Annotated in this window: 21 protein-coding genes and 1 pseudogene; 9 read left to right on the forward strand and 13 right to left on the reverse strand. The window is 48.0% G+C overall.

Annotated elements, in window-relative coordinates:
* Nucleotides 1-53 precede the first annotated feature (53 nt).
* The 3 genes from BSZ32_RS17510 to nirD all read left to right on the forward strand — a co-directional run bounded on the left by BSZ32_RS17510 (nucleotide 54) and on the right by nirD (nucleotide 4,517).
* Complete coding sequence (locus BSZ32_RS17510; protein ID WP_105044613.1) at nucleotides 54-1,289, forward strand: alginate export family protein; 1,236 nt, start codon at nucleotides 54-56, stop codon at nucleotides 1,287-1,289.
* Between the two features lie 116 nt (nucleotides 1,290-1,405).
* Nucleotides 1,406-3,937, forward strand: a complete 2,532-nt coding sequence (nirB, locus tag BSZ32_RS17515) for a nitrite reductase large subunit NirB (protein WP_105044614.1) — start codon at nucleotides 1,406-1,408, stop codon at nucleotides 3,935-3,937.
* Nucleotides 3,938-4,181: 244 nt separating this feature from the next.
* Nucleotides 4,182-4,517, forward strand: coding sequence for a nitrite reductase small subunit NirD (nirD, locus tag BSZ32_RS17520; protein ID WP_105044615.1), 336 nt, complete (start codon nucleotides 4,182-4,184; stop codon nucleotides 4,515-4,517).
* 105 nt (nucleotides 4,518-4,622) lie between these two features.
* On the opposite strand, the gene BSZ32_RS17525 is transcribed toward nirD, so the two are convergent.
* The 4 genes from BSZ32_RS17525 to BSZ32_RS17540 all read right to left on the reverse strand — a co-directional run bounded on the left by BSZ32_RS17525 (nucleotide 4,623) and on the right by BSZ32_RS17540 (nucleotide 11,479).
* Entirely contained in the window at nucleotides 4,623-6,122 is a 1,500-nt protein-coding gene (locus BSZ32_RS17525; RefSeq protein WP_105044616.1) for a DUF7133 domain-containing protein, read from the reverse strand.
* 11 nt (nucleotides 6,123-6,133) lie between these two features.
* Complete coding sequence (locus tag BSZ32_RS17530) at nucleotides 6,134-7,063, reverse strand: c-type cytochrome (protein ID WP_105044617.1); 930 nt, start codon at nucleotides 7,061-7,063, stop codon at nucleotides 6,134-6,136.
* Between the two features lie 102 nt (nucleotides 7,064-7,165).
* On the reverse strand, nucleotides 7,166-9,004 hold the full coding sequence (mutL, locus tag BSZ32_RS17535; RefSeq protein WP_105044618.1) for a DNA mismatch repair endonuclease MutL: 1,839 nt from the start codon (nucleotides 9,002-9,004) through the stop codon (nucleotides 7,166-7,168).
* An 87-nt stretch (nucleotides 9,005-9,091) separates the two neighbouring features.
* The gene (locus tag BSZ32_RS17540) at nucleotides 9,092-11,479 is read right to left on the reverse strand and encodes an ATP-binding protein (protein WP_105044619.1); all 2,388 of its coding nucleotides are present in this window, start codon (nucleotides 11,477-11,479) and stop codon (nucleotides 9,092-9,094) included.
* 103 nt (nucleotides 11,480-11,582) lie between these two features.
* Here BSZ32_RS17540 and alr point away from each other — a divergent pair, with 103 nt between their 5' ends.
* On the forward strand, nucleotides 11,583-12,671 hold the full coding sequence (alr, locus tag BSZ32_RS17545) for an alanine racemase (protein ID WP_240610678.1): 1,089 nt from the start codon (nucleotides 11,583-11,585) through the stop codon (nucleotides 12,669-12,671).
* Here the strand turns inward: alr and BSZ32_RS17550 are convergent.
* The 3 genes from BSZ32_RS17550 to uvrB form a co-directional block, all read right to left on the reverse strand.
* A complete protein-coding gene (locus tag BSZ32_RS17550) occupies nucleotides 12,665-13,354 on the reverse strand; it encodes a DUF3109 family protein (protein WP_105044620.1) in 690 nt (229 codons plus the stop codon). The two genes, alr and BSZ32_RS17550, sit on opposite strands and share 7 nt — an antisense overlap.
* 3 nt (nucleotides 13,355-13,357) lie before the next feature.
* On the reverse strand, nucleotides 13,358-13,855 hold the full coding sequence (locus BSZ32_RS17555) for a rhodanese-like domain-containing protein (protein ID WP_105044621.1): 498 nt from the start codon (nucleotides 13,853-13,855) through the stop codon (nucleotides 13,358-13,360).
* A 79-nt stretch (nucleotides 13,856-13,934) separates the two neighbouring features.
* Nucleotides 13,935-16,106, reverse strand: a complete 2,172-nt coding sequence (gene uvrB / locus BSZ32_RS17560) for an excinuclease ABC subunit UvrB (RefSeq protein WP_105044622.1) — start codon at nucleotides 16,104-16,106, stop codon at nucleotides 13,935-13,937.
* Nucleotides 16,107-16,267: 161 nt separating this feature from the next.
* Between uvrB and BSZ32_RS20445 the strand changes: the two genes are divergently transcribed.
* From BSZ32_RS20445 to BSZ32_RS17580, 4 genes are all read left to right on the forward strand, one after another.
* Nucleotides 16,268-16,450: a DUF1289 domain-containing protein gene (locus BSZ32_RS20445; protein ID WP_343125957.1), complete on the forward strand. Its 183-nt coding sequence runs from the start codon at nucleotides 16,268-16,270 to the stop codon at nucleotides 16,448-16,450.
* A gap of 140 nt (nucleotides 16,451-16,590) precedes the next feature.
* A complete protein-coding gene (gene polX / locus BSZ32_RS17570; protein ID WP_105044623.1) occupies nucleotides 16,591-18,315 on the forward strand; it encodes a DNA polymerase/3'-5' exonuclease PolX in 1,725 nt (574 codons plus the stop codon).
* A 17-nt stretch (nucleotides 18,316-18,332) separates the two neighbouring features.
* Nucleotides 18,333-19,370: a flotillin-like protein FloA gene (floA, locus tag BSZ32_RS17575; protein WP_105044624.1), complete on the forward strand. Its 1,038-nt coding sequence runs from the start codon at nucleotides 18,333-18,335 to the stop codon at nucleotides 19,368-19,370.
* Between the two features lie 23 nt (nucleotides 19,371-19,393).
* Complete coding sequence (locus BSZ32_RS17580; RefSeq protein ID WP_105044625.1) at nucleotides 19,394-19,924, forward strand: hypothetical protein; 531 nt, start codon at nucleotides 19,394-19,396, stop codon at nucleotides 19,922-19,924.
* Nucleotides 19,925-20,077: 153 nt separating this feature from the next.
* On the opposite strand, the gene fdhD is transcribed toward BSZ32_RS17580, so the two are convergent.
* Both fdhD and BSZ32_RS17590 read right to left on the reverse strand, forming a co-directional pair.
* On the reverse strand, nucleotides 20,078-20,905 hold the full coding sequence (fdhD, locus tag BSZ32_RS17585) for a formate dehydrogenase accessory sulfurtransferase FdhD (RefSeq protein ID WP_338066247.1): 828 nt from the start codon (nucleotides 20,903-20,905) through the stop codon (nucleotides 20,078-20,080).
* Nucleotides 20,862-21,365, reverse strand: coding sequence for an MOSC domain-containing protein (locus tag BSZ32_RS17590; RefSeq protein WP_105044901.1), 504 nt, complete (start codon nucleotides 21,363-21,365; stop codon nucleotides 20,862-20,864). Before BSZ32_RS17590 ends, fdhD begins: the two co-directional genes overlap by 44 nt.
* Nucleotides 21,366-21,484: 119 nt before the next feature.
* On the opposite strand from BSZ32_RS17590, the gene moaC reads away from it, so the two are divergent.
* Nucleotides 21,485-21,964, forward strand: a complete 480-nt coding sequence (gene moaC, locus BSZ32_RS17595; RefSeq protein ID WP_105044902.1) for a cyclic pyranopterin monophosphate synthase MoaC — start codon at nucleotides 21,485-21,487, stop codon at nucleotides 21,962-21,964.
* 94 nt (nucleotides 21,965-22,058) lie between these two features.
* Here the strand turns inward: moaC and BSZ32_RS17600 are convergent, their stop codons facing one another.
* From BSZ32_RS17600 to ilvY, 4 genes and pseudogenes are all read right to left on the reverse strand, one after another.
* Entirely contained in the window at nucleotides 22,059-22,748 is a 690-nt protein-coding gene (locus BSZ32_RS17600) for a carbonic anhydrase family protein (protein ID WP_105044627.1), read from the reverse strand.
* Nucleotides 22,749-22,925: 177 nt separating this feature from the next.
* Nucleotides 22,926-23,228: pseudogene (locus tag BSZ32_RS19925) on the reverse strand (IS4 family transposase); the annotation flags it as partial.
* A 354-nt stretch (nucleotides 23,229-23,582) separates the two neighbouring features.
* Entirely contained in the window at nucleotides 23,583-24,734 is a 1,152-nt protein-coding gene (locus BSZ32_RS17605) for a porin (protein ID WP_105044628.1), read from the reverse strand.
* A 201-nt stretch (nucleotides 24,735-24,935) separates the two neighbouring features.
* Nucleotides 24,936-26,627, reverse strand: coding sequence for an HTH-type transcriptional activator IlvY (gene ilvY, locus BSZ32_RS19490; RefSeq protein WP_206018898.1), 1,692 nt, complete (start codon nucleotides 26,625-26,627; stop codon nucleotides 24,936-24,938).
* Nucleotides 26,628-26,678: the final 51 nt, after the last annotated feature.

The raw sequence follows: 26,678 nt of genomic DNA on the forward strand, positions 1-26,678 counted from the left end.
GTCTAGCTCTACGAGACTAATATTGGCACACTCGCTGCTCAGTGATGTGATGTATGAATAACAAAAAATTATTATTACCCTTATTAGCTCTCACCCCATGCTCACTCTTTGCCGGAGAAACTCTGCCAATCACTGAAGAAAAAACTGAGTGGTTTAAATTTTCAGTCGAAGCTAGGGCACGTATCGAGCAGCGCAACCAACAAGGAGCAGACAACTCATGGGCTGGGACATTCCGTATCAGACCTGGCTTCTACCTAGGTAAGGATGAAGGCTTTGCTGCATTTGTACAGACTGAGCATACTCTAGCGTTCATCGACGACTACCAGGTCGGAAGCCCTCAGTCAGCGCAGTTCACCCCACACACACCAGGCAACACTGCAATTTCTGACCCTGAAAATAACGAACTGAATCAGCTTTATGCTCAGTATAAGGGACACGGTGCTCTTGCACGAGTTGGCCGTCAGCGACTCATCTATGACAATGCGGCATTCATCGGTAATGTCGGATGGCGTCAGAATGAGCAGACCCTTGACGCTGGCTTGCTAGATTACAAAAAGGAGGCATTCCAGTTTAAGTATGCCTATGCGAATCGCGTCAATCGCATCTTTGGCTCAGATGCATCGGGAGCAGTCAAGGCGCTGGAGGGCGATGCGCACCTATTGAATGGTTCTTACAAATTTAAAGAACATAAGTTCACTGGCTACGCCTACCTCATGGACTTCTCCGAACAGCAATTTAAACGTGCTAGCAACAATACCTTTGGTGGCTCATTTGATTTCAGCCTCCCCCGCGGAAATCTCCATACAGAGTTAGCCTACCAAACAGAAGCAGGTAACCAAGCAGAGTACGAAGATGTCTATGGACATGTCTATTACGGCAATAAAGTGAATGATTTTTCTTACAACTTTGGTGTCGAGTATATAGGAAAAGACTTCGTCACACCTCTAGCAACAGTGCATGCCTTCAATGGTTTTGCTGATCTATTCATTGCTGACCGGCTTGGACTCACCGCTGGACCAGCTCAGTGGGACGGTCTCACCGATATGTATGCCAGTGTCGGAACTAAAATCCCTGGCGGAGTGGCCCTTAAAGGATTTGTCCACGGCTTCTTTGATAAGGACGTCGATCAGTTCTATGGTTTAGAATTCGACGTAGTAGCAGCGAAAAAACTGAGTGATGAGCTCAAGGCTGTTGTTAAGTATGCCTATTTCTTCGGAGACAATGACGCGACCAATAAATTCGACAACAACGTTGCTCAGTTTTCCGTAGAGCTCAACTACACCTTCTAATCTCCCGGTTATACACCTAGAAAAAAATCATCTGGTCTATGAATTTAGTTCATAGACCAGATTTTTTATGGCACGTCACTTGCTAAACATCATGTAAGCCAAATGGCACTAAATTTATGAAAGAGAGAGTAATAGTTATCGGAAATGGAATGGTCGGCTACAAGTTTTGTGAACGACTCGCTGAGAAAGATAGTGAAAACAAATTTCAGATCGTCACGTTCTGCGAAGAGCCTCGACCAGCGTATGACCGAGTGCATCTGTCCGAGTACTTTTCTGGAAAATCAGCTGATGATCTCAGCATGGCTAAGTTCGATTGGTATGAAGAAAATGGTGTGGAACTCCACGTCGGTGAAAAAGTCACACAGATCGATAAAGTGGCAAAGCACGTCATCACTTCGTCAGGAAAAGTAGTTAAATATGACAAGTTGGTCATGGCTACAGGTTCCGCCCCTTTCGTTCCTCCAGTCCCCGGTATCGATAACAAAGGTGTCTTCGTCTACCGTACGATCGAAGATCTTGATGCTATAAAAGAATATTCAAAGGGCGCGAGAACATGTGCTGTCATCGGCGGTGGACTACTCGGCCTAGAGGCTGCCAAAGCAGCCCAGGATCTCGGATTGACGACACACGTTGTCGAGTTCGCTCCGCGCCTCATGCCCAGACAGCTCGACAATGCTGCTGGAACTCTCCTTAAAGATGTCATTGAAGACCGAGGTATCAAGGTGCACCTCTCGAAGTCCACTTCCAACATTGCCGGAGATGGTGAAGTAAAGGCCATGGAGTTCGCCGACGGTTCTGAACTCAAGGTCGACATGATTATCGTTTCCGCAGGCATCAAGCCTCGTGACGAGCTTGCCAGAGATACAGGGCTCGAAGTGGGACCTCGGGGAGGTATCCAAGTCGATAGCTACCTTCTTACAAGCGACCCTAACATCTTCGCCATTGGCGAGTGTGCTCTCTACGAAGGCATGATCTACGGCCTTGTGGCTCCCGGCTACCAGATGGCTGATGCTGTGAGTGAGTTATTGATGGGCAATGAAGCGACCTTCACAGGCGCAGACATGTCAACCAAGCTCAAACTCATCGGTACAGATGTCGCAAGCTTTGGTGCTATTGAAATCCCAGCAGACTCCAATGCGCGTGAGATCGTTATCAACGATACCCACAACAACCTATTTAAGAAGCTCATCATCTCTGAAGATGGCACGAAGCTGCTCGGCGGCATCCTAGTCGGTGACGCAAGCGCTTACGGCACACTCCACCAGATGTATCTGAACGAGATGACGATCAAATGCGATCCAATCCAACTCATCATGCCAGCCAGCGATGGTGAGCCAGCTGGTGTTGGTGTAGGCGATTTACCGGACTCAGCACAGATTTGTTCCTGTGAGGCTGTGACCAAGGGAGATCTTTGTTCCGCAATTGAAAAGGGTTGTTCGTCAGTTGCAGAACTCAAGTCTTGCACCAAGGCTGGTACTGGCTGTGGTGGTTGTGTCCCGATGATAACCGACCTGTTTAAGCAAAAAATGCGCGAATCTGGTGCCGAAGTAAGTGACCGCCTCTGCGAGCACTTCGACCTTTCACGCAAGCAAATGTACCAAGTCGTACGCGCTACTGGCATCAAGAGCTTTGACGAACTACTAGAAAAGCACGGCACCGGACTCGGTTGTGAAATCTGTAAGCCAGCTGCAGCCAACATCCTGGCATCCACTTGGAACTTGCCTATCCTAGAGCACTCCTCGTTACAGGATTCAAACGATGCATTCCTTGCAAACATCCAGCAAGACGGAACCTATTCAGTCATCCCCCGCATCCCCGGTGGGGAAATCACACCTGACAAGCTCATCGTGATTGGAGAAGTGGCTAAAAAGTACAATCTCTACATGAAGCTCACTGGTGGTCAGAGAATCGACCTATTAGGTGCCCGCGCCGCGGACCTCCCACCTATTTGGAAAGAGCTCATTGATGCTGGTTTTGAATCTGGTCACGCTTACGGAAAAGCACTTCGTACTGTGAAGTCCTGCGTCGGCTCGACTTGGTGCCGCTTCGGCGTCCAAGACTCCACCACCCTCGCTATCGACATTGAAAAGCGCTACCGCGGAATCCGCTCACCTCACAAACTAAAGGGTGGCGTTTCCGGTTGTACTCGCGAATGCGCTGAAGCTCGCAGCAAAGATTTCGGCATTATTGCCACTGAAAAAGGCTGGAACCTCTTTGTCTGTGGAAATGGTGGCATCACCCCTCGCCACGGCGACCTCTTCGCCACCGACCTCGACCGTGAGACTCTAATCAAATACATCGATCGATTCCTCATGTACTACATCAAGACTGCCGACAGACTCGAGCGAACATCCACATGGATGACCAAGCTCGAAGGCGGCCTCGCTCACCTCCAAGACGTGGTCATCAACGACTCGCTCGGCATCTGTGAAGAACTTGAATCACAAATGGCACACCTCATTGGTAGCTACGAATGTGAATGGAAAAACGCCATTGAAGACCCCGAGAAACTCAAGCGATTCAGCCACTTCCAAAACACGGAGGAAGTAGATGAAACTGTCGAATTTGTAGACATTCGTGGTCAGATCTGCCCAGCCCGCCTCAACGAGGCAAATGAGGAAGAATCAGATGAACTCGCAAAAGCATAAGGGTAGCTATGGTAACTAGCGATGATGATGCAGGAAAGTAAAACAAGTAGAGCAAGGCGCATTTCACACAGAGATAAATATCTCTGTGTGAAATGGAACGAAGCGATACGCAGGGTTACTTTTCTGCCCGTAAGTTTCTATTTTAATCATCTAAGCTTCGCTTACAAATTTTTAACCTAAACATACAAAACAGCATCGTCGGTAGTTGCCGGAGGTGCCCATATATCAAACTAGAACAACTATCATGATCACTGAATCCACATGGACAAATATCGGTCCAGTATCGAACTACCCACTCAACCTTGGCAGCTGCGTGAAAGTCGGCGGCAAACAAATCGCCATCTTCAATCTCCCAACGGAGCAAAAGTGGTACGCAGTACAAAACTTCAACCCACAGAACCAGCGCATGGTGCTCTCACGTGGACTCACTGGTGATGCCGATGGTGTGCCAATCGTCATTTGCCCGCTCCATAAATACCGCTACTCACTCGAAACTGGCGAGTGCTTCACGGAAAGCACGTACAGCCTGGAAACCTTCCCGATCAAAGTCGACGGCGACTCGCTAGTCATCGAAGCTTAGAGAACTCTTCAACAGGAATAAAAACGCCTAGCCAATTTATTGCCTAGGCGTTTTTATTTATCCGCTGTATCGAATACAGCTAGATGAATATTTTTTATTGAGTTCCTACTTGGTGTAAACTTCGTGCGCTGTGTAGAAAAACCGAGGTTCTATCAATTTCCCGAGCTCGTCAGACTTAACTCCCGTTAGAGTAATGTCGTAGATTTGTTTAGGTACCATTTCAGACGCAAAGTCGAATTCAATCACGGCCTCATCCACATTGATTGATTTTGTACCGAGGGATGTTTCGTCGACCTTAGGTGAACCGTATTTTTTGTGGTAATGCAGGCCGTATCTCACAGCTTTCACTGCAATATCCGTGGCGTCTGCGGCTTCATTCAGAGTCACCCTAAATCCCGACTTAGTCATTTCTATCTTATCGATAGCGAGGTGCGGAGTGCTATTGTATTTCAACGCCACGATGCCTTGATCACCCGCCCACGACAAATGGGTTTTCCCCACATAAATCGTGTCATCCGCAGCTAATGCCAGCTTTGCATTCCCCATTCCTAACTCAGGGTGCTCCATGAATTTCATCACCGCCCCTTGATCTTTGCCATTCACTTCATCGGGAAGAAATCTAACCAAGCGTGCCTGATTCATCTCCCCCATAATAAGATCTCCACCATAGGGACCAAAACCATCCTCAGGCAGTGTGAGTATCTGCGTCGGTGAGTTGGCCAAATCCCCTTGTGGTAAAAAGCACAGTGATTTCGTGCGTAACTTGTCCAGTTCCTCTCCGGCAAGTTCTGACGGCGTCCCACGGTCCCATCCGTCCATCCAAATCAAACTATCGGCATGGCCGTAAAATTTCCCTTGCTCGATTTTGTAGAGCTTACTCGACCCTAGCCAGTCACCTTGGTTGTCATTGATAAAGAGCTCACCGGCTTCGTTGACATGTACTCCATGTGGAGTTCGTAAACCAGAGGCTACAGGTGTGATCTCACCAGATTTAGGATTGATTTTTATCACAAAACCTCGGTAAGGAACACGGGCAAACATTCTAGGTAGAGATTTTTCCCTCTTACCCGTCCAAGTCGGCTTCGTGCTTTCATGGGTAATACCACCGGCATCATTCCAAGCGCCACGGATTTCAGGTCTGGTGCCGCCATTATTAGAACCTGTCCCCAGGGCAACATAGAAATCACCATCCGGCGCCTTCGCAGCACCAAATGCAAACTCGTGGTAGTTGCCAGTCATCCCCCATCCTGAACTGAGTGACTGATAAGTATCCGCAACGCCATTCGCATCAGTATCCGAGATCTTAGTGAGTTCAGCCCTCTGAACCACCACGATCGAGCCATCATTCTCCACGTGCATTCCCAGCGGTTCATGCAACCCCGACGCCCAGAGCTTCCACTTACCACCCTCTAACACCATAACCTCACCGCGGTGAAATGCCGCAATGATATTTCCATTTGGCAACAGCCCTAATGCCCCAATCTGGGGATCGATCCCACTGGGAAGCGGGAGTTTGGAATAGTCACAAATATCGGACCAAGTCTCCGCCGCCATCAAATTGGACACAGACAGCGTACCTAGCAAAATTCTTAATAATTTATTCATCACTTTCGTAATTATTTTTGTTTAGCTGAAAAACGGATTTCAAACTCACTCGCATCCTTCGAATTAAGCACCAATGCACCATCAACAAGTTTCCCTTTAGAGTAGCTGAAGTCACACTTGCTCAGATCGCCAAGAGGATAAGTGAGCGCACCGACCACTCCAGAGGTCTTGATAGTTATTTCCATTTTCCCTGAAGCATTTGAAATGGTCTCTGAAACCTTCACTTGGCCGATTGAGTACTGAAACTCAGGTAAGCCATTGATTACTTTGTATCCTTCATATTTCGGCTTGGCTGAGCTATCTGCCAGCGTCATTGATGCTGCAAGACCCAGCGGAGCTTGGTAATAAATATCTCCTACGATCTTGGCGACTTGGCCACCATTACCTCGCCAATACGGGTACCCATCTATGAATCCACCCTTCCAAACATAACGCAGCCGGCAGCTTAGCGTGTCCCAGCAAAGGGAATGCTCACCATCCAGAGTAATTGCCACTGAGGCGGGGCTGGAGAATGGCAGGAAAATTCTTTGTATCCGTGGCTCTTTCGAGTCTTTTTCACTAATTTTATAAGGATCAACCGGCTTTTTTTTCTTAACTTCTTTAACAAAAGTTTTCCCCTTGGTAGATTCCTTTATCCAGCCATGGACAGCTGCCAATTCCTCTTTTTTCAAGTGGGCCATTGACGGCATCTGGATAGCACCCGCGCGGACTTTGCCCGGCTTGACACACCAATCTATAAATTTTTTCTCATCCCCTTGATAGAGATGGTTTATTTCAACTAAACTCGGCCCCACCACTGGCTTTTTTTCATTAGCTAGCTGGTGGCACGCAGAACAATTTTTCTTAAAGATCTCACTCGCAGGCTCTATAGCGAAAGCTTGCGATGATGCCGCAATCGACATGAGAATGGCGAGGACTCGGTGCTGTGTTCGGTGTTCCATACATTTATCTAAAACAATCTAGCATTATCAATTGGCTCATGATAATTGAATTGCGTCTAAACACCATACTCTATGCGACAGATCGTTCTTACATCTACCTGCCTAACTAAATTTTCGCTCAAGCTCCTTTAGCGAAAGCTGGATCAATGTTGGCCTGCCGTCTGGGGCACAGTAGGGTAAGTCACAAGAAAAGAGCGCTTCGAGAAATGGCTCAACACCGTTCCGTTTAGCCACCTCATTCCAAGCAGCACGTTTGGCTAGCTTTTCGGCAAACACCTCAAACGCCATCGACTTCCCCCGCTTTCCTCCCACCGTGTCGACCAACTCATCGATCAATGCCGTGATGAATGCCCGCGGGTCTTTATCAGCTAGCACGGCAGGCATACTCCGCACCTGGATTGTTCCTCCACCGAATGGTTCCAAGCTGATGCCAGCTTCGGTAAAATTCTCCAGATTGGTCATGACCACATCAAAATCCCTTGGGTCGAGGTCGACGAGTTCCGGGACCAGCAGACCTTGGGACTCCACACCCGCAGAACCGTCATCGAGCAAGGACTCGTAGACTAAACGCTCTCTAGCAGCCTTTGGGTCCATGACGACTAATCCATCATCCCCCTGCAGTAAAATATATCGGTCGTGCAGCACGCCTAGAATCAAAAATTGAGGAGTGTCTTTGACATTAGCCTCTACCTCTAACTCTTTTTGTTCCACCGTAGTCTTCACTGCAAAACTTGGTTTCACCTCAGGTTCAGTTGAGGCATTTTTCTCAGATTGGCTAGATGTCGGAGCCGACACAGCCTCGCGACTATGAGCTGGTGGATGCACCTCGGGCTCAGATTTATTCTCAAATGGCTGCCTCACTGGTGAACTAGATCCATCCTTACGTGAAATGATTTTTGGCTCACCACGGAGCGAACTCGCAGTCTCCGATTTAGCGCCCAAAGCGGCCTCCACAGCAGTGAGGACCAAGTGACGGACTTCAAAGGGCTTGTGAAAACGCACCTCTTTTTTCGCTGGGTGGACATTCACATCCACCAACTTTGGATCCATCTCTATCCACAACCAGGCCGACGGATTCAACCCATCAGCCAAAGCTCCTTTGAAAGCATCTTTCAGTGCTCGGCTAATGGCTGGGTCTTCGATTGGGCGTCCATTAAGAAAGACAAATTGCTGGCGCCGTCCCTTGCGGGCAAATTCTGCGGGCAAGATATACCCATGCACCTCCATGCCAGACTCCTCACATGGCGGCACTTCAATCAATGCTCTACCCGCATCCGAGCCAGAAACTCCTGATATACGCATACGCTTATCCGTCGTTGCCGGGAGATCAAAAATCGTCCTGCCATCTTTGCGCATGGTGAATCGCACATTCGGCCAGGCCAAGGCATGCAGCTTCACCTGGTGCTCGACATGCGCGCTCTCAGTCGACTCAGCACGCATAAATTTCCGACGCGCTGGAATATTGAAAAATAACTGGCGAATCTCAAAAATTGTCCCCGGCTGCAGCCCCGCCACCTTAACATCCTGGACAATACCACCATCAACGATGATCTCAGTTCCCTCTACCGCGTCGTGTTCGCGTGTTGCTAGACGGAACTTTGAGACCGATGCAATACTCGGCACCGCCTCACCGCGAAATCCCATTGTCGTGATGGCCGAGAGTTGCTTCGCATTTTTCAGCTTACTAGTCGCGTGGCGCTCTAGACACATCAGCGCATCTTCCCTCCCCATACCTGAGCCATCATCAGTGATCTTGATCAGGCTCGCTCCGCCTTTTTGAATTTCGACTTCGATCGACTTCGCCCCCGCATCGATCGAGTTTTCCACCATCTCCTTCACCACACTCGCTGGACGTTCGACCACTTCACCCGCCGCTACTTGGCTGGCTAAAACATCTGGTAGTATCGCAATCTTTGGCATCAAAAGAAAAATGCCAGCCACACCCGAAGAAACAACCCCGAATTTAGAAAATAGAAGCTGGGAGCGCCAAGCCCCAGCTTTGCAGTACCTAAAAAAACCGAGTCCCCACTACTCCCCCAGCCAAAGCAACCCGACAGCTTCGATGCTGATATCCTTTTTGTAAGGCTTGATACTCAGGGTCTCTAACTCCAAAGCGCTCGGATCAAACTTTTCTTCCAAGGCATCTATATCATCAGCGAGTTCCGTTTGCATTTCATGCATAATCGCCTGAATGTCATCAGCTTTTGCTTCAGCTACTTCAATGTCTCGATGCTGTTGTGCTGCCCTACCCGCCGATCGGGCAAACGATGACCCTCGGCGGATATTTGTAGATGACAGTTTCTTCGACCCTAGCAACACACCAAAAATGGTGTTCAGTATGCTCGCCCCCGCGTCGATCTTAGCTGACTGCGCCTGTGACTTCTCACGATCCACGGCTGCGAGCGCTCGCGTCAGTTGACTCTCCTTGGTGCGTAACTTGCTTTGCATTTTGTCACGCAACTTTTCTATTGCGGAGTCCCGCACTTCACGGGCTTGGTGCGCGATCCTAGCTCTAAACTCTCCCTCACCTTCTCCCATTTTTGAATATTCTTTCACCAATGGCGCGTGAAAAACATGGACTCGCTCATTGCGGTAGATCTGGTCCTGCCAATCTTTCTCGACACTCTTGTAGTTCGCCTGATTCATTGCGTAACCAGCTAAGGGTTCAAAAGCGCTCCCAGATTCTGGCTCTGTGGCTAGATGACTGAGCGCAGTGTCACAGTTCACCATTTCATTCCAATCAATCGCTGATTCCTTGATTGGGTTGACTAAGCGCAGCATTCGAGAGCCATCGACTCCTGACTTCGTGTTGTGGAAATAGATTCTGGCTTGGCGTATAAGGTGTGGTGAATATTGGCCGTCACCGTCGAACCACTCGCTGACACCATTACCGAGCGATGGTCTGGTAGCATTTTTAACTACTCGATTACCAGAACTAGGCAAGCCCATCGGGTTACTCGGCGCGGTAGTTGACTCGTTAGTCCAAGCGGCGCGCTTGGGATCCATTAGCGACTTTATTTGTGAGCGAGTCAAAGGGCCACGCATGTAATTCATCACCCACCTCACATGGAATACTGTGGGCGCACTGTCGTGTACGTTGTTCATCAGAAATACCCGGCTATCTAGTCCAGCTAACAATTGCTCCATCTGCTGGCGGTCAAATCCTCCGTCTTGCGACGCCGCAGCTCCCTCAAGACCATCCAACACACGCATCTTGTCGCGCTCGGTCTGTAGCCGGCCCAGCCACCACGTCCCGATATTTGATAATGCTTTGTAATCAAGATCGACTGGATTCTGCGTCGCCAGCAATGCACCTAAGCCAAATGCTCGACCCTGCTTGAGAATCGTCATCATCGGCTTTTTGCTCGGAGGATTGGCGCTTGGTGGTAGGTAGCCGTAGATCTCATCCATATAAAGCATGGCTCGGAGGCTCGTCGTTCCACTCTGAGTCCGCATCCAGGCTAACATTTTATTTAGCAATATACTGACAAAAAACATCCGCTCGCTATCGCTGAGATGGGCGATTGAAAAGATAGAAATCCTCGCCTTTCCATTGTCTTGGTAGAGAAATTTTTGAATATCTAGATCTGGCCCTTGCATCCATGTGCTAAACCCTGGTGAAGCTATCAGATTGTTAAAGCGGATCGCTAGGTCCTGGCGCTTTTTAGCTGGGTAATACGATTCGAGATCGATCACGCCCACCTTGCCGAAAGGTGGCTTCTGGATGGTGCGAATGAGGCCCTCCATCGTCAGACTTTCGCCAGCTTGCCAGTGATGATTGAAAATTGATCCTAACAAGACAGCTTCTGGACTCTGAATGCTGTCCTCATTAATTCCCACCAAAGAAAGCAAGGAACTGACCGAGCTCTCGATGTAGTCTCCTAATAACTCACTGTCATCCAGCACCTCAAATGGCGGGGCAGCCAATGAACCCAAGATAGACACTGGAACACCAGCCTTGCTGCCTGGTGTGAAGATGTTGACGTCGACATTCTCTTTGAAGAATCTGACACGATCCGAATTTTGCCCCCAGTCAGAAGTTCCTTTCTGCCACATTTTAGCAGTCTTCTCAGCATAGTCATCCGGACTTAGTCCCTTATTCTGAGCGTCTGATTCATTTATCCACGGTCGAAAATCTGACCCTTTAAAATCGGGAAATGTCAGCATTAGGTTGGCTATATCCCCTTTCGGATCGATCACGATAGCTGGGATGTTGTCCATAGCCGCCTCTTCTAGCAGGCTCAAACATAGACCAGTCTTCCCCGATCCCGTCATTCCTAACACCACACCATGCGTCACTAAATCTTTAGAATCGTACAGCACGAGATCGTCTCGAAGCGCCTTCTTTGGCTGGTCGTACTCACGCCCTAAATAGAAGGAACCTAATTTCTGGAAAGCACTTTGCTCAATATTCATACTCTAGCAATACGACACTCGTGCTACTTCACGCAAGAAAACTCAGCATAATCAGACATTGCTGCTTTTCAGAAGCCTAACTAGCCATTTCAATAGTACCGCTTTGACACACCCAACGATATCACCACCTCGCGCATGGGCTGAGATTAGTTTCTCAGCTCTCAAGCATAATTTAGACTTCATCCGCAGCCATTCTAACCAAGCGGTAATGGCGGTGCTGAAAGCGGGTGCCTATGGTCATGGAATCGAGCAAATCGCTCTCGCTCTAGAATCAGAAAACCTCGCCTACTTCGGCGTAGCGAGCGTCATCGAGGCCCGTAAAATCACCCAAGCTGGCATACAAACCCCCATCTATTTACTCGGACCCACCTTCCATGAGGAGCGTGCTGAAGTTATTGAAAATGGCTGGACTCCGAGTATTTCTTCTCTTGAAGAAGCTGAAGACTTTAACCGACTCGCTTCAGCCAGCAAGATAAATGTAGTGCACATTACGCTCGATACTGGCATGGGCCGTGGTGGATTTTTACCAGCAGCGCTCGATACAGCAATCGATAAGATCACTCAGCTACCAAATATCAAGATTGAAGGAATTGGCTCACATCTCCCGAGTGCGGATGAAGACCGAGCATTCACCCTCAGACAGTTTGCAACATTCGAGGCGGCAGTGAAGGATAAGCCATTCAAATACATCCACCTCTCAAACTCAGCGGGGCTGCTAGACTACTCATCAGATTCGACAAACCTCGTTCGGCCAGGCCTCATGCTCTACGGCATATCCCCGATTGCTAGCTACCAGCAAATGTTACAGCCTGTGATGACTCTGAAATCACGCGTTTCCCTCATCCGCACCCTGCCGGCAGGTCACGGCATATCTTATGGCCGTGATGCTATTTTAAAGAAGGACACACGAGTGGCGACTATCGGTGCCGGCTATGGAGACGGATACCCCCGAGCAATTTCAAATAATGGTGCCGAAGTTTTCATCCGTAATCAACGTTGCCCAGTGTTAGGGCGAGTCACCATGGATCAAATCATGGTGGATGTTAGCGATCTACCACTCTGTGAATCTGGTGACGAAGTAGAACTCTTTGGCTCCAACATTCTCGTCTCAGAAATTGCTGAGAAGGCGCACACCATCGCCTGGGAAGTACTCACAGGCATCACACCGCGTGTCACCCGCACCTATCAATAGTCGATTTTTGGCGCGCTGAGTTCAGCGAAGATGTCTCTTCCAGCCACTTCACCGAGAGCATGGAGCTCTTTCTCCAGCACTCGCCATGCGGGCTCGCCACCTTTCTCAGCACGTCCGCAATGGGTGCAAGAAGCGAATCCCGGGTAGCCGTCAGTCTTTTGAGGGTCTTTATCTAACTGCACAATCGTAATGATTGGTCGAGGGCGTTCCCTTGACTTAGGTAAGATAACAATGGGGTGAATCCAACACGTCAGCGGCTTAAGGTACCAATCGCCAAGGTCATCCTCCATGCACATTCTCTGGATGCCGCAGCGCCCTAAACTATCAAGAAAGACACAGCGGGTTTTCTCGAAATGCTGTGGAAAATCTTTAGCAAGCTCACCAACTTCGGCGGGCCGTGTGGCGGTCTTTTGCGCTTTGCCATTTCTCACCTTCACCACGGTATCCGTTGGTAGCTTTAAGCCATAGTCGACAAACCTCTCACGCTCATTCTCAACTAACCAGTTCACTCCCCTAGCCTCCTCATCTGAGAGGTAAACCCCATCATAGCAACATGTGGCTGAGCAACGCTCCAAAGTACATGGCTTCAGAAGAGTTTCAAATGCCTCATGGTCGATGAGAGCCTCATCTAACTGCATGCGGAGATCTGCGGCGGTCTCTTTATAATGGGTAAGTTCAGACACGGTTTAGAGTCCTGACATTTTCCACAGCTCCCAGCCACCTTTAAAAACACTCACCTTGTATCCAGATTTCGCAAGCGACCTAGCCATTTTGAGTGAGTCTGGACACTTTTCGCTCTGACAATAGATAACGATCTTCTTCCCTTTAGTAACAGCAGCATCGAGGGTGCTCCTTGAGGACTCAAAGTTCTTGTCAAACGATTTCAAAGGGAGACTGTAGGCTCCATCAATATGGCCAAGCTTATAGAAAATTGGCGATCTTGTATCGATCAAAAGAATAGAACCTGTCTGTTGTAGCTCGAACACCTTCTCTATCGGCAATTCACTGACCACCACAGGAGCTGCTGTTTCCTTCTCAGCTCCCGCACTCTCCGCGACCTGTTTCTCTTTTACTTGCGTGGCGGAACTCTCGGCATCGCTCTTATCTAGCTCTGACAAACTGCTGGTACAGCTGCTAGTCACAGCTCCACCAATAAGGATGGAAATCACGGAGATTGTTTTCATGGCGCTATTCTATGCCTAACAAAGCAATCTCGGCAAGTCACTTGCTTGTAATAGCAATCTACGAGTCAAATTAGGCGACTCACTCCAAATCCCGATAATCTACTTTCCTTTTGTCGTTTGTCTTTGCTTGCCGTATTTTCTCTCTTTGCTGTAACTCTTCGATTTGGTCGCGGAGGTGGGCGGCTCGCTCGAATTCTAGTCTGCCAGCGGCTTCGCGCATTTCTTCTTGGAGCTGAGAAATGATCTCAAGTGCATTATAAGTAACCTCATCTTCAGCCACCCTAAGCATGGGCACAGAACTAGCTGCTTCATCATCATCACCATATGTCTGAAGGCTCTGCTGGACTGGCCGCACGACACTTCGCGGCACTACTCCATGCTTCTCATTGTAGGCAATTTGGATTTCGCGTCGGTATTCGGTGATCGAAAGTAACTGCTTTATAGATTCAGTCACTTTATCACAGAACAGTACACACTCACCATTGAGGTGACGTGCCGCTCGTCCTGCAGTCTGCACCAGGCTTGTTTCGTTCCTCAAGAATCCTTCTTTGTCTGCATCTAAAATGCACACTAACGAAACCTCTGGAAGATCCAAGCCCTCACGCAAGAGATTGATGCCAATCAGAATATCGAACTCGGCGGCTCGCAGGGCGCGGAGGATTTCCACCCGTTCAACCGTATCGATGTCTGAGTGCAAGTAGCGAGCCTTCAAACCCACTTTCTCTAAATAGTCAGCTAAATCCTCGGCAGTCTTCTTGGTTAAAGTAGTAATCAACACTCGCTCATGCTTCTTCACCCGTTCTCTACAAAGTTCGATCGTTTTATCGATCTGCCCATCCAGCGGTAATAGAGTCAACACGGGATCCAACAATCCAGTAGGCCGGATGATTTGTTCAGCCATAAGTGTGGCGCCACGCGTGCATACGTCAAAGTCCTCGACGCTCTCTAACGATGGACTCGGTGAGATCTGCTTGCGCAGCATCTTGATTGCCTGATTAGCGGACATCTCCCCCTTCACCCAAGGAATGTAGCGCTTATTTTCTGGCCGCGAATTGATCATCTCAAATGGCCCAGGAGTCGCGGAAACATACACTCGTTGGTTTGTCATCTCCATGAACTCGGCAAAGCGTAGAGGACGGTTATCTAGCGCACTCGGCAAACGGAAGCCATGATTTACCAGCATCGTCTTACGACTTTTATCTCCTTCAAACATCCCACCGACCTGCGGAATAGTCGCATGACTCTCATCGACTAACAAAAGGTAATCCTCGGGAAAAAAATCCAATAAGGTGTATGGTCTAGCTCCCGGAGCACGACCAGTCACATGCCGCGAGTAATTCTCGATTCCTTGGCAGAATCCCATCTCGCGCATCATCTCAATATCGTACTCAGTACGCATCCGCACTCGCTGAGCTTCGATCAATTTCCCATCTTTCTCAAAATCGGCAACCGTCTCCTTCATCTCCTTGCGGATCGACTTGATCGCCTCCTTCATTTTAGGACCAGACGAGACGAATTGCTTTGCTGGAAAAAAAAGGTAATCCTTCATCTCGCCGCGCTTGGTGCCACTCGTCGCTGAGATCTCAGAAATACGATCAATCTCGTCACCAAAGAACTCCACGCGTATTGCGGTGTCTTCGAGGTATGCAGGACGCACCTCCACCACATCGCCACGGACTCGGAAATGACCCCGCTGGAATGCGATGTCGTTGCGCTCAAATAACACCTCAACCAACATCGCCAAGAATTCATCTCGTCCGATCTGTTGCCCGACATTCACTGGCAGCATCATGTCCTTATAGTCATCCGGCGAGCCCAGACCATAGATACAACTGACCGAGGCGATCACGATCACGTCATCGCGGGTGATCAGACTTCCCATCGTACTGAGCCGCATGCGCTCGATCTCTTCATTGATCGCTGAGTCCTTCTCAATGTAGGTATCAGAAGCTGGGATGTAGGCTTCGGGCTGGTAGTAATCGAAGTAACTCACGAAATACTCGACCGCATTATTGGGAAAGAAGGCTCTAAATTCCGAATAGAGTTGGGCGGCAAGAGTCTTGTTGTGACTCATAATCAAGGTCGGTTTATTCACCTGCTTGATGACATTTGCCATAGTGAATGTCTTACCTGAACCTGTGACACCAAGCACCGATTGGTGACCATTACCCACCTGCAAAGATTTGACCATTTTATCAATCGCCTGTTGCTGATCACCTTCCGGCGTGTATTCACTTACTAACTCGAACATCTCTCCTTGAAGAGTTGAGAATCTAGTAGATAGAATCAAGCACCAACGAACAGAACCTCGATTTGATTTCATTAATAACGTCCAAATTGCAGTGGTATCCTCGCCAAATGAGTGTTAGGAAAATCTACCTCGACCTGATGATTGACAATCAAAACATGACAATGAGCCCATGCTCAAACAACTGTAATCTAGGTGACGATCAAATATGCCTCGGTTGCCACCGCTCGATAGACGAAATCATCGATTGGTCGAATATGGGCACAGATCAAAAAATGAAAATCCTCGAAAGATGTAATGCCTCTGCGAGCTTGAACGAGAATGATACGAGAGCTATACTCGGGTAAATAAAAATTTTATTACTATTAGCCTGCCTAATAATTTTCGTTCGCCACTTAGAAGAGCGCTTCCGACCTCTTTGCTCCATCTGCATGTATTTGTTCTTCCAGCATTGACTGACACCACATTATTCCCACTAATCTAAACCATGGACCGAGAAGATATAGCCGACGTATTAGACCAAATCGCACTCCTTCTTGAGTTGAAGGGCGAAAATATCTTTAAGACACGCGCTTACAGGAATGGTGCTGAGATTGTGCGCTCAAATGATGCGGATATCGTTGCCCTTGCCAAAGAAAACAAACTCGACGGCATTGCTGGACTAGGCAAGGCGCTACAGCAAAAAATCCACGAACTTGCGACAACTGGAAAGCTCGAGTTTTATGAGAACCTGCGTGCTGAGTTCCCTCCTACTCTTTTTGATCTTTTTGAAATTCAAGGTCTTGGACCTAAAAAGATCAAAGCCCTCTACGATCAACTCAAAATTGATTCGGTCGAGTCACTCAAAACTGCCTGCGAAAGTGGCTCTATTAGCGCACTAAAAGGCTTTGCTAAGAAGACGGTTGAAAAAATCTTAGCGGCTATCGAGCTCAGAGAGAAATTTGCCTCACACTTCCGACTCGGTGACGTCGCTGTGATGGCAGAAACATTACTCGACCACGTGCGAGCGCACCCAGCGACTCTTCGTTGCTGTCACGCAGGATCATATCGCCGTTCCAAAGAGATTTTACACGATATCGACATCCTGGTAGCAACCGACAGACCAGCGGAACTTACTGAGTATTTCTCCCAGTTAGATGAAGTCGCCGAGGTAATCGTCTGTGGCGAAACCAAAGTTTCTATCAGACTCGATGGCGGCCTCCAAGCTGATCTTCGAGCTGTCTCTAACTCAGCCTTCCCGTTCGCCCTGCAATACTTTAGCGGCAGCAAAGAACACAATGTGGCGATCCGCCAACGCGCACTCAAGCGTGGATGGTCGCTCAACGAGTACGACTTCACCGTCAAAGAAGGAGCCGAGCAACCACCAGTAGTCCACGAAGAAGCCGATATCTATCAAGCTCTCGGGCTCGACTTCATTCCGCCCGAACTGCGCGAAAACCGGGGTGAAATCGAAGCTGCTGAGAATGGGAAGATCCCCCGTCTCATCGAACTAGAAAACCTTCGTGGTACCTTCCACAATCACACAACGGCCTCAGACGGTAGGAACTCTCTCGAAGAAATGGCAGAAGCCGCGATCGAGCTCGGGCTGGAGTACTTAGGCATCGCCGATCACTCCAAGGCGTCATTCCAGGCAAATGGGCTCTATCCTGACCGCCTCCTCCGCCAGGTAGCAGAAATCAAGAAGCTCAACCAACAATGGAATGGCTCCTTTCGCCTTCTCGCCGGCTCAGAGGTAGATATTCTTAAGGATGGCACACTCGATTTCGCTGATGATATTCTCTCACAGTTAGATTATGTGGTAGCCTCAGTGCACAATTCTTTCACCCTACCAGAGAAAGAAATGACGGCTCGTATTATTCGTGCCATGGAGAACCCACACGTTACTATGTTAGGTCACGTCACTGGCCGACTTCTATTACGCCGCGAGGCCTACGCGGTAAATATCGATAAAATTATCGACTGCGCAGCGGCGACCGGAACCATCATTGAACTCAACTGTAATCCACGTCGACTCGACATGGATTGGCGTCATTGGAATAAAGCGCGTGAAAAAGGTGTTAAATGTGCTATCAATCCGGACGCGCATCGTTTAGAACAATTACAATTCTTAGCATTTGGAGTTCGTCTTGCCCGTAAAGGCTGGCTTAGCAAGTCTGATGTAATCAACACCAAGGCACTCCCAGAAATCCTCGATTTCCTTTCTATCCAATAACCACCAAACACATAAAGATGTACTCACATTTCCTAGCCCAAGGCCCAGCTGACCCACCTAGCATCATTTTCTTAATCATCGCAGGCGTGATCCTTCTTTTCGGACTCATCTTTGCATACCTCCTGCTTAAGTTTTTCAAAACTTGGCTCCGTGCAAAACTCTCACAAGCACCCGTCGATTTCCTCTCACTGATTGGAATGTGGCTGCGTAAAGTACCATTTGAGCTCATCGTCGATAGCCGAATCACTGCAGTCAAAGCTGGACTCGACTACAGCACAGATAACCTCGAAGCTCACTACCTCGCCGGTGGTGACATTTCCAATGTCGTGCTCGCTCTCATCGCAGCAGACAAGGCCGGCATCAGCCTCGATTACCAACGTGCTTGCGCGATTGACCTCGCGACGAAGGACACTGGGAAATCCGTACTTGAAGCGGTTCGTACATCGATCAACCCTATGGTTATTGATTGCCCGACTCCAACCAATGGCATCAACAAAATTACTGCCGTAGCCAAAGACGGTATTGCTGTAAATGCTCGCGCCCGAGTCACTGTCAGAACAAACCTTGATGGATTTGTTGGTGGAGCTACCGAAGAAACCATTATCGCCCGTGTGGGTGAAGGCATCGTTACTGCCGTGGGTTCAGCTGAGTCCTACAAGGCTGTCCTAGAAAACCCCGACTCCATTTCGAAGCTTGTCCTTTCTAAAGGAGTGGACACAGCCACCGCATTTGAAATCCTCTCCATTGATATTGCTGATGTGGATGTCTCAGACAACATTGGTGCTCGCCTCCAGGCCGAGCAAGCCGAAGCGGATAAGCAAATCGCTCAGGCTCGTGCCGAAGTTCGCCGTGCAGCAGCCGTCGCTGAAGAGCAAGAAATGTCAGCTAGAACTCAAGAAATGCGAGCTAAAGTGGTAGAAGCTGAAGCTGAAATCCCAATGGCGATCGCTGAAGCATTCCGCAATGGAAACCTTGGTGTCATGGACTACGCTAAGTATCAAAACATCAACTCAGACACCAAGATGCGTGACTCACTCGCTGACGGTGAAGAGTAAGATCTAAACTAACTTTCATTATTATGTTCACTGAGCTACTTGCAGAAACTGAAATTCCAGCACAAGCGATTCTATTTATCATTGTGATGGTCTTCAGTTTTCTGAAGTGGCTCTTTGGTAAATTTACGGAAAAAAAAGAAGAAGGTGACTCCTCCACACTGGAGTCACTTTATGACCAATACCGTGATGAAATAAGAGCACATCAAGCTCCACCCACTACCCCCCAAAGGGACGTAGCTGCCACCCCTCCGCAACGCACATCCACTGCGTCACCCCCTCCGGCTCTGCCGAAAACTGTCGCCTCAAAATCGATTACTCCTCTTCCGGTCGTAGAGCAGAAGCCACGCTTCAACATGGACGATGTTGAGCGAGCTCGCAAAGCAAAGCAAAACAGCGCCTATGAGCGCCCAAGCGTAAGCTCTGCTAAAGCCGATAAAAAACGGACATCTAACATCACTCTCATCCCTTTACACAGGAAATTACGCCACAAGGGAAGCCTGCGCCAGGCATTGCTCGTAAAGCAAATCCTAGGTACACCTAAGGCCTTTCAATAGAGGATCGCTGCGCTCCAATTAGCAGTTTAGAATTAGCAATCGATACATTCGAAGACTCGTTCTCAAGCAGGTAACCAAAAATAAATTTTGTCCATTCTTAGAAATTCTGAAAATCCTGTATAAAAAACAGTATTACCTGAATTTATGAGATGCTTACCTAATCCGCTCGACACCCGCGTAGCAATTGAACCTAGGTGGCCGCAAAAAACCGATGAGCGTCTGGCCACTTTCTTGAGCGAAATCTACAGCTAGACTGGTGGGTGCTGAGATCGCCGAAATCATTGGCACTCCAAGCGCATGCGCTTTCTGCATTACCTCGAATGAGACTCGACCCGAGACCTGAAGAATCACCGAACTTAAATCCAGTGACTCCACAGCGGCAAAGCCTAACACCTTATCGATGGCATTGTGACGTCCCACATCTTCGCGCAACACAAGAAGCGTCCCTTCGCTGTCAAATAATCCAGCGGCATGCAGTCCTCCTGTGCTCTCAAATACTCGTTGCGCCTCACGCAGCTTATCCGGCAGGCCTAACAAGACTTCACTCTTCACACTAAACTCTCCCATCACTCTCGGGTGATTTTGCCGAATCGAGTCAATAGTGGCCTTGCCACAAATCCCACAGGATGAGGCTGAGTATAAATTTCGTTGGTGACGTGCGAAATCCACGGTGACCTCGTCCTTCAGAAACACCAATGCGTGGTTTTGATTCTTCTCTAGGTCGATCCTAGTCACACCATCAAGGTTTGGTAAAACACCCTCACTTAGCAGAAATCCTCTAACTAGATCGAGATCATCGCATGGTGTCCGCATCACCACAGCAATCGGATGCCCATCCAGAGTGATTTGTAGCGGCTCTTCCGCTGAGATACTATCTTCCACCGTAGCACGAGCACCAGCCCTGTACTGCACTATAGAATAGTGCTGGGACCTAGTCTCAGGCTTCACTCTCGACATCCCCCAATACTTTAAAATTGGCATCTCCAGCCACCAGTGAACCTCCGCTCACAATCCTAGCTCTCAGCCCGCCTCTACCTTTAAGGAAATCTTCTGCTCCATCCCCCACTGCCTCGTCCATCCAAAAGCAGGGCGAGCATTCGCAGGAGCCGGTGAATTCCATCCCATTGATGCGAAATCTTTTTCCTATCAAACTATTGAGATCCACTCCCTCGACTACGACATTCCGTCGAAAAACGGCAGCAGCAAATTCCTCGGCAGGGAATCTTGAACTAATTTTCTGATACACAGCCCAGTCAAAAAAGGTGATTTGCCCCTTATAGTCTGGCTCGTAATCAAAGAACCGATCACTGACAATTCCACTACCAGCGACTAGCTCAAGGGAATCACATTCCACAATAGGATTCTTCATCGAAGCCATTCCGTATCGACCAAAATAATTGTGATCAGGTGAAATATAGAGATGCTTTATCGTCGCTTTCATAGAGGTCATTTGGGATGCAACTCATCAAAGCAAGCATTACAGCCAAATACCACACCAGATTCAGCCATTCCGCAAAAAAAATCCTTTGCCTCATCCCGTCGAACTTTCACAATCAAGCCATGCACCCATTCACCCACGTCGATCCAGAGAACCAACCCGGTATGGTCGACGTCTCAAATAAAGACACCACACGCCGCGAAGCCACCGCTGAGTCTATTGTCACGCTAGGTACTGAAATCATGCAGCACATGCAGGATGGTGATATCGAGTCTAAGAAAGGCCCGGTTTTTCAGACCGCCATTATTGCTGGCACCATGGCAGCAAAGAAAACTTCCGATTGGATCCCCTTTTGCCACCCGCTACCGCTGGAGAAATGTAAGTTTAAAATCGAGGCTATCAATACGACGCAAGTCCGCGTGCAGTGCACATGCCTCACCACTGCCAGAACTGGGATTGAAATGGAAGCTCTCACAGGGGCCTCAGCAGCAGCACTCACCATTTATGATATGTGCAAGGCTGTAAGTAAATCCATCACCATCGAACACACTCGGTTGCTTAGTAAAACTGGCGGGAAATCCGATTTCAAGAGTGAGTACTGACTTTAGTTCAATACACGCCTAATCAGCCTAGATGAAAAAAAATGCACCAGCCGTAGATGGTGCATTCTAAATGTTAGTAATATAATATCTACTGTTATTTAAGTAGTGTGACTCCACCTGTGTGCAGGTCGTAAACTGCTCCAACAATCATGATGTCGCCACTTTTCTCGAGATCAGCTAGAACCTTACTGCGCTCACGGATGTCACTCACAGTCTGGCGTACGTTGGCTTCCACCACATCGTTGACGAACTCAATATTCTTAGAGTTACGACCTTTTTCCTCGTGGCCTTTTACTGCTTCAACCGCAGGTTTTATTTTAGCTAGCAGAGCAGTCAAGTTACCCATCTCAGCATGATCACATGCGCCTTTTACAGCTCCACAGGCAGTGTGACCGAGTACCATAACGAGTTTTGATCCGGCTAACTTAGTAGCAAACTCCATCGATCTTAACTGATCCACATTTTCCACGTTACCCGCCACCCGGCCGACAAAAAGATCACCAATTCCTTGGTCAAAGACGATTTCTACTGGAACACGTGAATCGAGACAGGATAGTGTCACAGCCTTTGGGTGCTGGCCTTTCGTTGTGGCTTCTATACGTTTTAGGATTTCTGGTGATGTCACGTCTCCTTTCATGTAGCGTTTATTTCCTTCCAGTAATTCACTGAGAACTGCTTTGGGCGTGATTGATTTTTGCGTCTCAATACTCGTCTGCGCGCTAGCAGAAAAAGCTAGTCTGAGAGATGTTACAGAGATTGCGGCTACTTTAGTGAATATATTCATCGGCTTATTTTTTGGGATTATCAATTTTCATTCACAGTCACCCCATAGCAACTCAATGAGTAGCTGTAATCCTTGAGTTAGCGTTATTTTTTGACCGATTCGGCGACTTCGTTTTTTGAATTCAAGAAGAGACGTTCTTTATTTACTGGCTTCCTGCCCGCGTGCTGTCCCATAGAATTATGGAGCAAAACCTACTAGGTATGATGTCTCGCAAGCTATCCGCATTCGATAGCTGCCACCTGCTGTCCCATAGGATTTGAGCAGGCTCATCAGATTTATTCGATCCCAGACCACCCCACGAACTATAGCGAGTAGACGTGAAAAACTGTGAGACCATCCTGCTACTTGACCTTGAAAACACATCAAGACGTACAGAAGCAAAGCTGCCCATAGTTGCCAGCGTATCGCATGCTTACTGTGTCCTAGGAAGTCACAAACTTGTAGGGTCTGTTTGATCTGCTTAAAGAATACTTCGATGCCCCGTCAAAATGTCCACATCACTAATCTTGTCAGAGCGGGCTGAAAGTCGCTTTGCAAATAGTCTGGCGAGTGGTGTGTGATAGGATAGTATAGATCCGGTGAGATTTAAGCCGCCTTGAGCATTGATCCTTTCGTTGATCAGTGATAATTTCATCTTGGTAACCCGTTGGGTGGTTGTGGTAAACAACTCTTAAGCTAGTAACTAGGAAGATTCCCAATATTTTCTCAAAACTAACTCACGGATTCAGGATAGAGAGATATTGCTAAAGAAGGTAAATAAAAAATGCTCTATCCGAAAGTCGAATAGAGCATTTTATGTTCGATTTAATGAGGATCTAAGTCGCAGCAATCATCTTAGAAGTAGAAACGGAATGCACCCCAAAGAGTAGTGGCATTGTTGCCGCCATCTGGAGTATCCAAAGCTTCGTACTCAATACCAGTCACTAGCTTAGCGTTATGTCCGCAAAGATAGTAGTTAAGACCAGCATAGACACTATGGTGCATGTCACCACTCCCACCAAGAGCTTTACTTGAAACACGGCTATTTGGCTTAATACCACTTTCGTTATCAGATGCCTGGAAGTAGTAACGACCTACAATCTCAAGCTTATCTTCGATGATGTACTTAGATGGCTGCACTACAAGACCATAGAAAAGGCCGTCTTCCTCCTCGTCACCGAGTACTGCGTTGAGAGCCAGATCCCAGTCAAACACCTCTGTACGGTATGCTACAGATGTTGCCCAATTATTTCTATAGTCACTATCAACTTCGTCTGCATCAGGATTGATAATGAGATCGACGATGAGATCTCCACCCGTAAGCCCGAATGTTGAAGTCGCGTAGAAAAACTTTTCTGAACTGAAGTCATCAAAAAGTACTTCATCGTCACCTTCGTCTGCAGAGAATACACCAACGGCGCCTTTCCAGTCACCTTTTTCAAGGCTCAGAGCGAATCCTGTTGAGTTATCTGGGCGAATTTTGCCAGTGAGAGCTGTACGCTCTACAGTTTTGATCTTCTTAGAAGAGGTGTGCACATCTTCACCGATCTCAATCTTGTCACGACCATAAGAAAGGTAAACTTTATCGAAAGAATCGATACCAAATGCCTTACCTAAGTTTACACCAACTTTAGCTTCATCATAACCACCAAATTCAAAGTTGTGATCATTTCTACCACCATTTTCTAAGTTTGCGCGTAGCATTACGTCGAAGAATTTAGCAAATTTCACCTGAGCTCCGAGACGAACACGACGCCATTCAGAATAGCCTTCTGACTCTTCTGAGCCATCAACATATCCGTACTGGAACTGACCGCGACCGAAGAACTTAACTTCCTGAATGAATGGATTAAAATCATCCTTGTAAAGCTTACCGAGCGACTTAAGCGCATCACATGTGTGACTCTCAGCTGTAGGCTGTGGTTGTTCAGCTACTACTTCACCAGCGTAAGCAGCACCGGCAAAAGCTGCAGCGCTGATCATTGTTGTTACTACTTTGTTTTTCATAATTAATATGTGGTTTTGCGAATTGGCTAAGAGTAGAAACTCTCGCTATTTCGTTTCGCACAATCTGTTTAGGATATATTGAGGATTACGGAAATATATTTGTGTGTAAGATTTGTCACAATCCAAAAAACACTCGGGGAATCATGGATCTATTTACAAAGTCCAGTGACACTTTAAGTATTCAATGAAATATCTAATCAACTATGGATAAAAACCTATGGCCTGTTTTGCGCATGCAACTGCGAATTCCCACTTCGACTGCGTTGGCCTCAATGGGTTAATCTCAAGCCAACCGAATCTTTTGCCATATTCCCGCAATTTATCAGTAGGATGAACCATCACATTGCGCTCACACAACATCAGCATCGGCAGATCCGCGTGACTATCAGAATAACCATAGCTATTGGGTAAGACGTCACCCTCTGCCCAATCAGCAGGAAAGTGGTGGCGCATTCTACCTATTTTCACCTCCCCCTTGTTATTCTTCCCTTGGATATCGGGAAAAAGTGAAACCCTCCCATTGATAACTACCTGCGTGCCATAGTAATGGTCGAAACCTAACTTCTCAGAGAGATGCTGCACCCAGATCTCCGGGCTCGCTGAGTTGAGGATAGTCAGTAATCCATCAGCCTTGTGCTTCTCCACAATTTTAACAACCTCAGAATACAAACCATTAGGCACGAGGTCATCTACAAAATCGCGCGCGTATTGGTCGAGTACTTGGCCATCCATACCTGCTAGGTAATTTAAAAATACCCGCTTCATTGTCTCAGGCCCCAAGAGTTTGGCAAAAGGAGAAAATGGGATAAACCCCAACAAATAGAGCGTTCTGATGCGCTGACGCTTTAAAATGAAATTGCAGAATAACAACTGCGTATCCCAGGGAACAATTGTCTGGTCGAGATCGAATAGTGCATAGCCAGTGGGTGAGGATGTCGAAGTCACGCGCGGATTCTCTTCACGATTCCCACACATGGCAAGCAACAATCTCAGCCGAAATGACTTATTAATATTTCTCTGAAGATCGCTTTTGAGCCAACTCCCAGAGGCTGCCACACTCGCTCTCGCTTGACTTTTCTGGCTGGAGCACAAGCCAACGATATAGGGATCCAACACCGGTGTGTTCTCTAAGACCTCTAGATCCTGTCTGAACGGGCTACGCTCTAACACAAGTTCAGGCACAACCCCAACGCCACAACCTAGCCGAACCATTGCCAGAATTGCCTCATTGCCTGAAACCTCACTAATTCTAGCAGTATGTGCGCCTAGCTCCCGTAAACATTGATTGACTCGAGAACGCGAAACACCGCTCCTAGCCAAAACTAAGGGCAATTTTTTGAGGTCGTTCGGTTCATTATAGCGCAGATCTGGCAACGGATTCTTTGGCCCAACAAAAACTAAACGAGTCGTCACTAGAGGAATGAAATCCACACGCTCCAGTTGCCTATCAGGCAAAGCCGCAACAGCCATATCAATATCGCCAGTAAATAGCTTATCCAATGAATCCTCTGCAGCGCCAGTTCTCAGGCTCAAGCGCACCTTCGGGTAAGCATCTCTGTAAGCTTCTAATAAATCTGGAAGCACAGAATAGACAGCAGTCACCGATGCGTAGATAGAAACCACTCCCTCTACAGAGCCATCATCCACTAGATCTTCGCAAACACTCTGCCAATCCCTCATCGCCTTGACTGCATATCGAAGAAACTTCTCACCAGCCAAAGTGAGCTGTACCTGTCGCTTGTCACGAATGAATAACTCTTGATCGAGTTCATTTTCTAGCCTCTGAATACTGCGAGTCAGTGCTGATGGACTCAGATTACACAGCACACTTGCACGTCCAAAATGGAGTTGTTCGGCTACAGTTAGAAAATTTTTTATCTCGTGGTGGTTCAAATCTCATTCAGCATAGGCATAATCAATAGCATCGCAACCACGCAGTCGTAT

It is taken from the genome of Rubritalea profundi (genome assembly GCF_002954445.1).
GTDB lineage: Bacteria > Verrucomicrobiota > Verrucomicrobiia > Verrucomicrobiales > Akkermansiaceae > Rubritalea > Rubritalea profundi.